At 66.0% G+C, this 12,006-nt stretch carries 8 protein-coding genes; 6 read left to right on the top strand and 2 right to left on the bottom strand.

Annotated features, from left to right (window positions below; translation table 11 throughout):
- Positions 1-182 precede the first annotated feature (182 nt).
- A complete protein-coding gene (aceE, locus tag AC3FJ6_RS16265) occupies positions 183-2,870 on the bottom strand; it encodes a pyruvate dehydrogenase (acetyl-transferring), homodimeric type (RefSeq protein WP_488772858.1) in 2,688 nt (895 codons plus the stop codon).
- A 433-nt stretch (positions 2,871-3,303) separates the two neighbouring features.
- Here aceE and AC3FJ6_RS16260 point away from each other — a divergent pair, with 433 nt between their 5' ends.
- Both AC3FJ6_RS16260 and AC3FJ6_RS16255 read left to right on the top strand, forming a co-directional pair.
- The gene (locus tag AC3FJ6_RS16260; protein WP_488772857.1) at positions 3,304-5,916 is read left to right on the top strand and encodes a PAS domain S-box protein; all 2,613 of its coding nucleotides are present in this window, start codon (positions 3,304-3,306) and stop codon (positions 5,914-5,916) included.
- A 141-nt stretch (positions 5,917-6,057) separates the two neighbouring features.
- Complete coding sequence (locus AC3FJ6_RS16255; protein WP_101682117.1) at positions 6,058-6,690, top strand: response regulator transcription factor; 633 nt, start codon at positions 6,058-6,060, stop codon at positions 6,688-6,690.
- Between the two features lie 62 nt (positions 6,691-6,752).
- Here AC3FJ6_RS16255 and AC3FJ6_RS16250 read toward each other — a convergent pair whose 3' ends face one another.
- Positions 6,753-7,451 carry a hypothetical protein gene (locus AC3FJ6_RS16250; protein ID WP_488772856.1) on the bottom strand — a complete coding sequence of 233 codons (699 nt, stop codon included), beginning with the start codon at positions 7,449-7,451 and terminating at the stop codon, positions 6,753-6,755.
- 154 nt (positions 7,452-7,605) lie between these two features.
- On the opposite strand from AC3FJ6_RS16250, the gene folD reads away from it, so the two are divergent.
- From folD to xth, 4 genes are all read left to right on the top strand, one after another.
- Positions 7,606-8,463: a bifunctional methylenetetrahydrofolate dehydrogenase/methenyltetrahydrofolate cyclohydrolase FolD gene (folD, locus tag AC3FJ6_RS16245; RefSeq protein WP_488772855.1), complete on the top strand. Its 858-nt coding sequence runs from the start codon at positions 7,606-7,608 to the stop codon at positions 8,461-8,463.
- Between the two features lie 164 nt (positions 8,464-8,627).
- On the top strand, positions 8,628-10,730 hold the full coding sequence (locus tag AC3FJ6_RS16240; protein ID WP_488772854.1) for a M3 family metallopeptidase: 2,103 nt from the start codon (positions 8,628-8,630) through the stop codon (positions 10,728-10,730).
- Positions 10,731-10,760: 30 nt separating this feature from the next.
- Positions 10,761-11,198, top strand: a complete 438-nt coding sequence (locus AC3FJ6_RS16235; protein WP_488772853.1) for a hypothetical protein — start codon at positions 10,761-10,763, stop codon at positions 11,196-11,198.
- Between the two features lie 6 nt (positions 11,199-11,204).
- Complete coding sequence (gene xth, locus AC3FJ6_RS16230; RefSeq protein ID WP_153948436.1) at positions 11,205-12,002, top strand: exodeoxyribonuclease III; 798 nt, start codon at positions 11,205-11,207, stop codon at positions 12,000-12,002.
- Positions 12,003-12,006 lie beyond the last annotated feature (4 nt).

Below are 12,006 nucleotides of genomic sequence, written 5' to 3'. Positions count from 1 at the left end.
CCGGCACCCTGGTTCGTTACGGTCAACACGACAAACGCAATCGGCGAGGTTACTCTCGCCGCACGCATCTGTCACGCTGCCGCGCATCACCGGCGCCGCGGGGCACCGCCGGGCCAGCCGGGGGCGCCCGCGGCGCGGCGGGTGGCCGCGCTGCGGGGGTTCAGTCGTGCAAGTCCGGGGAATCAGACCGACATCGGGTTCGGCTTGTTCGGGTCGAGGTTGTACTTCTTGATGGCTTCCGCCACCTTTTCGTGACCGATCGCACCTTCGTCAGCCAGCGCCTTCAGCGCGGCCACCGTCACCCAGTTGCGGTCCACTTCGAAGAAGTGACGCAGCTTCTCGCGGGTATCCGAGCGGCCGAAGCCGTCGGTGCCCAGCACCACGTAGCGGCGCGGCACGAACGGACGGATCTGCTCGGCGAACGCGCGGATGTAGTCGGTCGATGCGATGACCGGGCCACGCACGCCCTTCAGCTTCTGGGCCACGAACGACTCGCGCGGCGCTTCCGTCGGATGCAGCAGGTTGTGGCGCTCCACGGCCTGGCCTTCGCGGGCCAGTTCGGTGAAGCTCGGGCAGCTCCAGATGTCCGATTCCACGCCCCAGTCCTTCTTGAGCATGTCGGCGGCGGCGATCACCTCGCGGAAGATCGTGCCCGAACCCAGCAGCTGCACGCGCGGCGCATTGCTGTTTTCCACGCCCTTGCGGAACTGATACATGCCCTTGACGATGTCCTTTTCCACGCCAGCCGGCATTTCCGGATGTTCGTAGTTCTCGTTCATCACCGTCAGGTAGTAATACACGTCTTCCTGTTCGGCATACATGCGACGCAGGCCGTCCTGCATGATCACGGCCAGTTCGTACTGGAACGTCGGGTCGTACGAGATGCAGTTCGGGATCACGGCATGGAACACGTGCGAGTGGCCGTCCTCGTGCTGCAGGCCTTCGCCGTTCAGCGTGGTCCGGCCCGACGTGCCGCCCAGCAGGAAACCGCGCGAGCGCATGTCGGCCGCGGCCCAGCACAGGTCGCCGATACGCTGGATTCCGAACATCGAGTAGTAGATGTAGAACGGGATCATCTGCACGCCGTGCGTCGAATACGACGTGGCGGCGGCGATCCAGTCGCACATGGCGCCGGCTTCGTTGATGCCTTCCTGCAGCACCTGGCCAGTCTGCGATTCCTTGTAGAACATCAGCTGGTCATGGTCTTCCGGCACGTACTTCTGGCCTTCCTGGTTCCAGATCCCTACCTGGCGGAACAGGCCTTCCATGCCGAACGTGCGCGATTCGTCCGGCACGATGGGCACCACGTGCTTGCCGATCTGCTTGTCCTTGAGCAGCGTGTTCAGGATCCGTACGAAGGCCATCGTGGTGGACACTTCGCGGCCTTCGCCGGTGGCCTTCAGCAGCGCGTCGAACGCCGACAGTTCGGGCACCTTCAGCGCGTCGGCCTTCTGGCGGCGGGCCGGCAGATAGCCGCCCAGGTTCATGCGCGCCTGGCGCATGTATTCCAGTTCCTTCGAGCCTTCCTCGAAGGTCAGGTACGGGACTTCCTCCAGCTTGTCGTCCGGCACCGGGATGTTGAACTGGTCGCGGAACGCGCGGATGGCGTCCACCGGCATCTTCTTCTGCTGGTGGGCCACGTTCATGGCCTGGCCGGCATCGCCCATGCCATAGCCCTTGATGGTCTTGGCCAGGATCAGCGTCGGCTGGCCCTTGTGCTCGCTGGCCGCCTTGTAGGCCGCGTACACCTTGTGCGGATCATGGCCGCCACGGTTCAGGCGCCAGATGTCGTCGTCGGACCAGTCGGCCACCATGGCCTTCAGTTCCGGCGTGTTGAAGAAGTGCTCGCGCACGTACGCGCCGTCCTTGGCCTTGAACGTCTGGTACTCGCCATCCACGCAGTCCATCATGCGCTTCATCAGCAGGCCCTTGGTGTCGCGCTGCAGCAGCTGGTCCCAGCGGCTGCCCCACACCACCTTGATCACGTTCCAGCCCGAACCGCGGAATTCCGATTCCAGTTCCTGGATGATCTTGCCGTTGCCGCGCACCGGGCCGTCCAGGCGTTGCAGGTTGCAGTTGATCACGAAGACCAGGTTGTCCAGCTTTTCACGGCCGGCCATGCCGATCGCGCCCAGCGACTCCGGCTCGTCGGTCTCGCCGTCGCCCAGGAAGGCCCAGACCTTGCGGCCTTCGGTGTTCACCAGGCCACGGCTGCCCAGGTACTTCATGAAGCGGGCCTGGTAGATGGCCATGATCGGGCCGAGGCCCATCGACACGGTCGGGAACTGCCAGAAATCCGGCATCAGCCACGGGTGCGGGTACGACGAGATGCCCTTGCCGTCCACTTCCTGGCGGAAGTTGTCGAGCTGTTCGACCGTCAGGCGGCCCAGCAGGAAGGCGCGCGAGTACACGCCCGGAGCCGAGTGGCCCTGCACGAAGACCAGGTCGCCGCCGCTCTGTTCCGACGGGGCGCGCCAGAAGTGGTTGTAGCCCACGTCATAGAGCGTGGCCGCCGAGGCGAACGACGAGATATGGCCGCCGACGTTGGTGTTCTTGTTGGCGCGCAGCACCATGGCCATCGCGTTCCAGCGCGTGTACGAGCGGATGCGGTGCTCGATGTCCTGGTCGCCCGGAATGCGTGCCTGCTGCTCCACCGGAATGGTGTTGATATACGGCGTTTCGGCGTGGAACGGCTGCGTCACGCCGTTCACGCGTGCGTATTCGATCTGCTTGTCGATCAGGAAGGCGGCGCGGTCGGAGCCTTCCGCGTTCAGGACGCCCTGCAGGGCGTCAAGCCATTCATGCGTTTCCTGGGGATCTGCGTCGTTGGCGCTGCTGGCGCCGAGGATCTGCTCTGGTACAGCGGACATGACTGTCTCCTGGGTAAATTCCTGCCCCGGCGCCCGCCCGGTATGGCGGATCTCGGTTGGCCGGTCTGACGGTGTTGACGTCGCAGCGGAGCCCTTGCCGCATGGCCCTGGCATCGGTTCACTGGCCAGGACCGGGATCTTTCGCATCGGGTCGCGTCGCCCGGATCCTCATCGGCTCAAGCACATGGCTCCGCCCGCATTGTTCGGTCGAAGCGATTCTATGGAAGCACAGCAACGACTGACAAGCTAAATTTTCAGATTACGAAGTCATTTCTTATAATGTGAAATATTGCGGCAGTGCACCAGAAACCGCATGCCGGCGCCGTCAAACGGCCTGGCGGATTTGCGAATCTGCCTGTGCCGGATAGGCGCTTTCCCCAAGCGACGCACCGCAATAAAGCCGATACACTGGTTGGCTGACCGTCAATCCCCTATGCAGTTCTTCGACCGAATCCTCTCTGGCCTGCGAACGGCCATCCTGCCACCGAATTCCGCCGGTACCGTCAGCGATTCCGCCCAGGGCGTTGCGCCCGGCGTGGCGCGCGGGGGCCATGGCGACCCGCATGGCGGTCACGCCGAACACCCCGAACACGCCGATCACGCCGACGTCATGGAGCCGCTGGCCGCACCGCCGCGCCGCCTGTGGATCATGCGCTGGCGCAATCTGGTGGCGACCAACTGGTTCATGTTCATTCCGCTGGTGGCCATCGTGCTGTTCACCGTGGCGATGGGCGTCATCCTGTGGTCGCTGCACGAGACCGAGCGCCAGCAGCAACGCGACTCGCTGTACCGCGACGCCGCCTGGGCCCAGCAGCGTGTGCGGCTATCCCTGCTGAGCAACCAGGACCAGATGGCCTCGCTGGCGCGCGACATCGCCGCCGCGCAGCTGGACCAGGGCGCCTACCGCACCGCCGCCCAGGAAATCCTGCGCGAAAACCCCGAAATCGTCTTCATCAACTGGCTCGACGCCACCAAGCGGGGCCGCTGGTCGCTGCCGTCGACGTCCGAATTCGCTGGACGGCTACGTGAAACTGTCGACCAGCCGCTGGAACCCGAGGTGCTGGACACCTTCGACGCCGCGCGGGAGACCCAGCGCGTGGTCTATTCCCGCCCGCTGACCAACGACCGCGGCGACAGCTTCATGCTGATGGAAGTGCCGATCGTGCGCGACAACGAGTTCCTGGGCACGCTCGGGGCGCTCTATTCGATCAACGGCATCCTGACCCACCTGCTGCCGCCCGAGCTGACCGAGCGGTACCGCTTTTCGCTGATCGACAAGAACAACCAGACGCGCGCCAGCACGTCGGTGCGGCCGGTGCCAGGCAATGCGCTGTCCTACGAGGTGCTGCTCGACCCGCCGGGCCATTCGCTATCGCTGCGCGCCGACGCCTATCCGCCGCCATCGAACCTGCCCAACAACATGCTGCTGTGGCTGGTGGTGGGGCTGTCATGCTTCCTGCTCTGGAGCCTGTGGAGCATGTGGCGGCACACCAGCCGGCGCTCCGAGGCGCAGCGCGCGCTGCTGGCCGAGACATCGTTCCGGCGCGCGATGGAAAACTCGATGCTGATCGGACTGCGGGCGCTTGACCTGAATGGCCGCATCACCTACGTGAATCCGGCGTTCTGCCGCATGACCGGCTGGACCGAGCCCGAACTGGTGGGCCGCATCCCGCCCTTCCCCTACTGGCCACCCAACGACCAGCAGGAAATGCAGAAGCAGATCGACCTGACGCTGCAGGGCAAGTCGCCGGCCACCGGCTACGAAATGCGCGTGATGCGCCGCGACGGCAGCAGCTTCTTCGCGCGGATGTACGTGTCGCCGCTGGTGGACAGCCGCGGCCGTCATACGGGCTGGATGAGCTCGATGACGGACATCACCGAGCCCAAGCGCGCCCGCGAGGAACTGGCCGCCGCGCACGACCGCTTCACGACGGTGCTGGAAAGCCTGGACGCCGCGGTGTCGGTGCTGGCCACCGACAAGGCCGAACTGCTGTTCGCCAACCGCTATTACCGCCAGCTGTTCGGCTGGGAGGCAGAGGGGCACCTGAAACTGGCCGGCGACGACTTCGACAAGGAACAGATGTCGAGTGACAACACCGACTTCGTCGACGCGTACGCCGGCCTGCCCGCCTCGGAGCTGATGCCGTACGCGTCCGACGCCCGGGAAGTGTTCGTACCGGACATGCAGAAATGGTTCGAAGTGCGCCGCCGCTATATCCAGTGGGTGGACGGCCACCTGGCGCAGATGCAGATCGCCACCGACATCACGGTCCGCAAGGCCGCCGAGGAAATGGCGCGCCAGCACGAAGAACGCCTGCAGTTCACCAGCCGCCTGACCACCATGGGCGAGATGGCGTCGTCGCTGGCGCACGAGCTGAACCAGCCGCTGGCCGCCATCAATAACTACTGCATGGGCGCCGTGGCGCGCCTGCATTCGGGCCGCAGCACGCCGGAAGACCTGATCCCGGTGCTGGAAAAGACGTCGGCGCAGGCCGTGCGGGCCGGCACCATCATCAGCCGCATCCGCGGCTTCGTGAAGCGCAGCCAGCCCCAGCGGCGCGAGGCCGCCCTGCACGACATCGTGGCCGACGCCGTGGGCCTGGCGGACCTGGAAGCCACGCGGCGCCGCGTGACCATCCTGACGCGCCTGCCCGCCCCGCCGACGATGCTGTATGTGGACCCGGTGCTGATCGAGCAGGTGCTGGTCAACCTGCTCAAGAACGCCGTGGAAGCCATGGCCGGCCTGCCGGCAATGCGCGCGGCCGGCGTGGTCCGGCTCCACGCGCGGATCGAAAACGTCGAGTTCGGCCAATCGGTCTGCATCGACGTGATCGACCAGGGCCCGGGCGTGGACGAAGCCACCAAGGAGCGCCTGTTCGAGCCGTTCTTCAGCACCAAATCGGACGGCATGGGCATGGGCCTGAACATCTGCCGGTCGATCATTGAATCCCACCAGGGCCGTCTCTGGGTGGAAAACAATGTGGACGGCATCGGTTGTACGTTTAAAATCACCTTGCCGCTGCAGCCCGCGCTACCCGAGCAATAAGCTCCGGAGCGCCCCCGGGCATGCCGGACGACCCTCTGCCGCGGGGCATCGGGAGGCCGTCCGGACGATTTGCCTGGGGGTGTTGCGCGCCGCCGCATGCAGTTACACTTCGTTGCAAACGACTTTGCCCCAGGAGACTTCATGACCGCAACGCCCAGCCCAACGCCGCATCGTGGCGAGACCGTCTTCATCGTCGACGACGATGAAGCGATGCGCGACTCGCTGACCTGGCTGCTAGAGGGCAACGGCTACCAGGTGCGCAGCTTCAACAGCGCCGAGCAGTTCCTGTCCGCCTACGACACCAGTTCGGTGGCCTGCCTGATCCTGGACGTGCGCATGCCCGGCATGAGCGGTCCGGAACTGCAGGAACGCATGATCGCCGAGAACATCGACATCCCCATCGTCTTCATCACCGGCCATGGCGACGTGCCGATGGCGGTGTCGACCATGAAGCGCGGCGCGATCGATTTCATCGAAAAGCCGTTCGACGAGTCCGAACTGCGCGCGCTGGTGGAACGGATGCTGCAGAAGGCCCGCACCGACCATTCCGCCGCCCGCGAGCAGCGCGCCGCCAAGGATCTGCTGTCCAAGCTGACCACGCGCGAGCAGCAGGTGCTGGAACGCATCGTGGCCGGCCGCCTGAACAAGCAGATCGCCGACGACCTGGGGATTTCCATCAAGACCGTGGAGGCGCACCGCGCCAACATCATGGAAAAGCTCAACGTCAACACGGTGGCCGACCTGCTGCGCCTGGCACTGTCGCGCAACAGCTGACCGGGCTGCATTCCCCGACGCGCCGGCTGCCCGTGCATCGCCACGGCCCAGCCCGGCGCCCCCTACTTTCCGTCCAGATATTCGGCGTCGGCGAACGTCACCACCCATTGTGGGCGGTAGATGACGAAGATGGCCACCAGCATGCCGGTCAGGAAGGCCTCGCCGAAGGCGATGATCACCACGCCGGTCAGCCAGTCGCCCACGGTCAGCCCGGCCTCGCCCGCCTGCCCGACCAGCATGAGCCACGCCAGCCGCAGCACCCCCGCCACGATGGCCGCCACCAGCGCGGCAAAATAGCCGTGGCCCAGGATGAAGATGAACAGGTGCCGGGGCAGCCAGTGCCGCAAGGTGGCCTGCAGGCCGGCCGTGACCAGCCCGGGCACCGCAGCCATCCAGATAAAGCGCGGCGCCAGCGAAATCCAGTGGATGTCCTGCCACGCCTGCCCGGCCAGGTAGGCAAGCCCGATCAGCGAGATCACGTTGGCGATAGCCAGCGTCACCAGCGCCATCGGCAGGCCGAACATCGTCACGGCCAGGGTCGCGCCCATCAGTTGGATCACGACCCCACCGCCCAGCGTCGCGCGCGCCGTCCAGAGCAGCGCCAGGAACACCAGCGTGCCCAGCCAGGCATGCTGGATCGGCTCGCGGCGCAGCACCAGCCACGGCCGTTGCGAGATCGCCCAGGCCAGCACCGCCACGGCCAGGGTCGGCAGCGGCCAGGTCGCCAGCAGTTCCGGAATTGAAGATTCGTCGATGTCCATCGGCGGATGCTAGCAGTCGCCAGCTTGTCTCCGCTTGCATGCGGTCAAGGCGGCGCCGAATCGTGCCAAGCCTTTATAATCCGGGTTTTGCGCGCGCCGGCCCTTCCGCGCGGCGCGCGGCCCTTCCTCCCAGCCTTTCCAGTCACGTACGCCCATGTCCGCCCAATTGATCGACGGTAACGCCCTTGCCAAACAAATCCGTGCCGAAGCCGCCCAGCGCGCTGCCCGCCTGACCGCCGCCGGTCACCAGCCCGGGCTCGCCGTGGTGCTGGTGGGCGAGGATCCCGCCAGCCAGGTCTATGTGCGCAACAAGGTCAAGGCCTGCGAGGACAACGGTTTCTACTCGTCCCTGGACCGCTATCCGGCCGACCTGTCCGAAGCCGACCTGCTGGCCCGCATCGACGCGCTGAACAACGACCCGAAGATCCACGGCATCCTGGTGCAGCTGCCGCTGCCCAGGCATATCGACAGCCACAAGGTGCTCGAAGCCATCGCCCCCGAGAAGGACGTGGACGGCTTTCACGTGGCCAATGCCGGCGCGCTGATGACCGGCGCCCCGCTGTTCCGCCCCTGCACCCCGTACGGCTGCATGAAGATGCTGGAATCGATCCAGTACCCGCTGCGCGGCGCCCGTGCCGTGGTGGTGGGCGCCTCGAACATCGTGGGCAAGCCGATGGCGATGCTGCTGCTGCAGGCTGGCGCAACCGTGACGATCTGCAACAGCAAGACGCGCGACCTGGCCGCCCACACCCGTGACGCCGACGTCATCGTGGCCGCCGTGGGCCGCCGCAACATCATTACCGCCAACATGGTCAAGCCCGGCGCCGTGGTCATCGACGTGGGCATGAACCGCGACGATGCCGGCAAGCTGTGCGGCGATGTGGACTTTGCCGGCGTGCGCGAGGTAGCCGGCCATATCACGCCGGTGCCGGGTGGCGTCGGGCCGATGACGATCACGATGCTGCTGATCAACACGCTCGAAGCGGCCGAGCGCCGGGCCGGCCTGGCCTGAGACAGGATCCGGATGGGTCCCGATGGCGCGCCCGCCGCGCCTCAATCATCCTGATAGCTAAGTCGTACTGGATATTTGGCCTCAAAGGCCTCATCTTGCAGGGGTAATCGTGCCGCCATGCCCGCATGGCCTTTTCGACGGCGGCACGCCAACCGGGAATTGTCATGACTGATACCACCGACCGCGCCGCCAATCCGCTGCTGGACTTCACCGACCTGCCGCGCTTTGCCGAAATCCGCCCCGAGCACATCAGCCCCGCGCTGGACGTGCTGCTGGCCCAGGCGCAGGCCGCCGTCGCCCGTGCCGAAGCCCCGGAGACGCCGGCTTCCTGGAAGACCGCCGTCGAGGCACTGGAAGCCGCCACCGAACCGCTGGGCCGTGCCTGGGGCGTGGTGGGCCACCTGAGCGCCGTGGCCGATACGCCCGAGTTGCGCAAGGCTCACGCAGACAACCTGCCGCGCATGACCGAATTCTGGTCGTCGCTGGGCCAGAGCCTGGCCCTGTACGAGAAATACAAGGCCGTGGCGGCCGGCCCGGAATTCGCCGGCCTGTCGCCGGCCCGCAAGCAACTGCTCGAAAACGAGCTGCGCGGCTTCCGCCTGGGCGGCGCCGAGCTGCCCGAGGACAAGAAGCCGCGTTTTGCCGAGATCCAGGAGCAGCAGGCCCAACTGTCGAAGGCGTTTTCCGATCATGTGCTCGACGCGACGAACGCCTATGCGCTCTACATCGATGACGAGAAGCGCCTGGCCGGCATCCCGGCCGACGCGCAGGAAGCCGCACGGCTGGCCGCCGAAAAGGACGGCAAGGCCGGCTGGAAATTCACGCTGCACTTCCCGTCGTACTTCCCGGTGCTCCAGTACGCCGATGACCGCGCGCTGCGCCAGACCATGTACCAGGCCAGCGTCACGCGCGCCTCGGAACTGGGCCCGCAGTACAACAACGGCCAGCCCGACTGGGACAACACGGCGAACATGCGCGAGCAGCTGACGCTGCGCCGGGAAGAGGCGCAGATGCTCGGCTACAACAACTACGGCGAAGTCTCGCTGGTGCCGAAAATGGCCGAAACGCCGGCCGACGTGCTGAAGTTCCTGGACGAACTGGCCGTCCGCGCGCGCCGCTTCGCCGAAGCCGACTGGAAGGAACTGCGCGAATTCGCAGCCGCCGAACTGGGCCTGGACACCATCGAGCCGTGGGACGTGGCCTATGCGTCGGAAAAGCTGCGCCAGAAGCGCTATGCTTTCTCCGACGACGAGGTCAAGCAGTACTTCCAGGAGCCGCAGGTGCTCAAAGGCCTGTTCGGCGTGGTCGAAAAGCTGTTCTCGGTGAAGATCGAGCCGGACAACGCCCAGACCTGGCACAAGGATGTGCGCTTCTTCCGCGTGGTGTCGCCGCAGGGCGCGCTGCTGGCCCAGTTCTACATCGACCTCTACGCGCGCGAAGGCAAGCGCGGCGGCGCCTGGATGGACGACGCCCGCGGCCGCAAGGAGCGCGACAACGGCACCGTGCAGACGCCGGTGGCCTACCTGACCTGCAACTTCACGGCGCCGGTGGGCGGCAAGCCGGCACAGTTCACGCATGACGAGGTCATCACGCTGTTCCACGAGTTCGGCCACGGCCTGCACCATATGCTCACGCAGGTGGGCGACCTGGGCGTCTCGGGCATCAACGGCGTGGAATGGGATGCCGTGGAACTGCCGTCGCAGTTCATGGAGAACTTCTGCTGGGAATACGAGGTGCTGTCGACGATGACGGCCCACGTGGATACCGGCGCCCCGCTGCCCCGCGCGCTGTTCGACCGCATGCTGGCGGCGAAGAACTTCCAGAACGGCATGATGACGCTGCGCCAGATCGTGTTCTCGTCGTTCGACATGCACCTGCATACCGACTACGACCCGCAGGGCCCCGTGTCGGTGCTGGAACTGTCGCGCCAGATCAACGACGCGAAGCACGTGGTGCCGCAGTCGCCGCTGTCGCGCTGGCCGAACACGTTCAGCCATATCTTCGCGGGCGGCTACGCGGCCGGCTACTACAGCTACAAGTGGGCCGAAGTGCTCTCGGCCGACGTGTATGCGGCGTTCGAGGAAGCCGCCAGGCTGTCGGGCAGCGTGCTGGATGCGGCAACCGGCGAGCGTTACCGGCAGGAGATCCTGTCGGTGGGCGGCAGCCGGCCGGCCATGGAATCGTTCGTCGCCTTCCGCGGCCGCACCCCGCAGATCGACGCGCTGCTGCGGCACGGCGGCATGGCCGAAACGGCGGCGGCAGCCTGATCGCGTCACCCCGGCCAGGCGCCCCGGCTCATGGACATGCCTTTCCCGATCCGCAAGGAATGTCCGCCGGGCGCCTGCGTCTGCAACCGCGAGGCGCTGCTGGAAAACCCGCACGCCGACCGGCGCATCCTGCAACTCACGCAGCAGGAAGAAAAGAAACTCGTAGAACGACTAGAGAACATCGCCACGCTGGCCGAGCTGAACCGCATGCAGGAACGGATGCACGCGCTGCTGGGCATCACGATCACGATCACGCCCAGTGACAACGTGGTGCGCACCACGCGCGGCTTCCGCATCGAACTGGCCGACCAGCCCGGCCTGTGCCGCAAGACCCGGCAGGCGATTCCCGCCGCCATCCGGCGCAGCATGGAAACCCATCCCGACATCGCGTTCGAAATCCTCGATCAGCGCGATCTGCTGGGCGGCAGCCGCAACCTTTTTGGCGAAAGTGCCAACCCCGAAGAATAACGACATATGAGAATCGCCAGCTGGAACGTCAATTCCCTGAAGGTCCGCCTGCCCCAGGTGCTGCAATGGCTGGCCGCGCAGGACGCCGCGGGCACCCCGATCGACGCGCTGTGCCTGCAGGAACTGAAGCTGCCCGACGACAAATATCCGCTGGCCGAACTGGAGGCCGCCGGCTTCCACAGCATCTTCACGGGCCAGAAGACGTACAACGGCGTGGCGATCGTGGCGCGCGACGGCGCCATGCCGGCGCCGACCGACGTGGTGCGCAACATCCCCGGCTATGAGGACGCCCAGCAGCGCGTGGTGGCCGGCACCTACGGCGACGTGCGGCTGATCAGCGCGTACTTCCCGAACGGCCAGGCGCTGGATTCTGACAAGTTCGTCTACAAGCTCGACTGGCTGCGCGCCATGACCGACTGGCTGCGCGCCGAAATGATCAAGTATCCGAAGCTGGCGCTGCTGGGCGATTTCAATATCGCCCCGGAAGACCGCGACGTGCACGACCCGGCCAAGTGGGAAGGCCAGAACCTGGTATCCCCGCAGGAACGCGATGCGTTCAAGGCGCTGATCGCGATGGGCCTGGTCGATTCGTTCCGCATGTTCGAGCAGCCCGACAAGATGTTCTCGTGGTGGGACTACCGCATGATGGGCTTCCGCCGCAACGCGGGCCTGCGCATCGACCACATCCTGCTGTCGCCCGGCCTGGCGCCGCACTGCACGACCTGCCTGATCGACAAGGAACCGCGCCGCTGGGACCAGCCGTCGGACCACACGCCGGTCGTGGCCTCGCTCAAGCTCGACTGAGCCA

This window comes from Cupriavidus sp. 94F1 (assembly GCF_057798875.1).
This window is presented reverse-complemented; position numbering and strand designations above follow the sequence as displayed.

Excerpts from the sequence above, each read along its gene's own strand:
- AC3FJ6_RS16240 (WP_488772854.1), top strand. The coding sequence starts at position 8,628 with ATGACTGATACCACCGACCGCGCCGCCAATCCGCTGCTGGACTTCACC.
- xth (WP_153948436.1), top strand. The coding sequence starts at position 11,205 with ATGAGAATCGCCAGCTGGAACGTCAATTCCCTGAAGGTCCGCCTGCCC.
- AC3FJ6_RS16250 (WP_488772856.1), bottom strand. The coding sequence starts at position 7,451 with ATGGACATCGACGAATCTTCAATTCCGGAACTGCTGGCGACCTGGCCG.
- folD (WP_488772855.1), top strand. The coding sequence starts at position 7,606 with ATGTCCGCCCAATTGATCGACGGTAACGCCCTTGCCAAACAAATCCGT.
- AC3FJ6_RS16255 (WP_101682117.1), top strand. The coding sequence starts at position 6,058 with ATGACCGCAACGCCCAGCCCAACGCCGCATCGTGGCGAGACCGTCTTC.
- AC3FJ6_RS16235 (WP_488772853.1), top strand. The coding sequence starts at position 10,761 with ATGGACATGCCTTTCCCGATCCGCAAGGAATGTCCGCCGGGCGCCTGC.
- aceE (WP_488772858.1), bottom strand. The coding sequence starts at position 2,870 with ATGTCCGCTGTACCAGAGCAGATCCTCGGCGCCAGCAGCGCCAACGAC.
- AC3FJ6_RS16260 (WP_488772857.1), top strand. The coding sequence starts at position 3,304 with ATGCAGTTCTTCGACCGAATCCTCTCTGGCCTGCGAACGGCCATCCTG.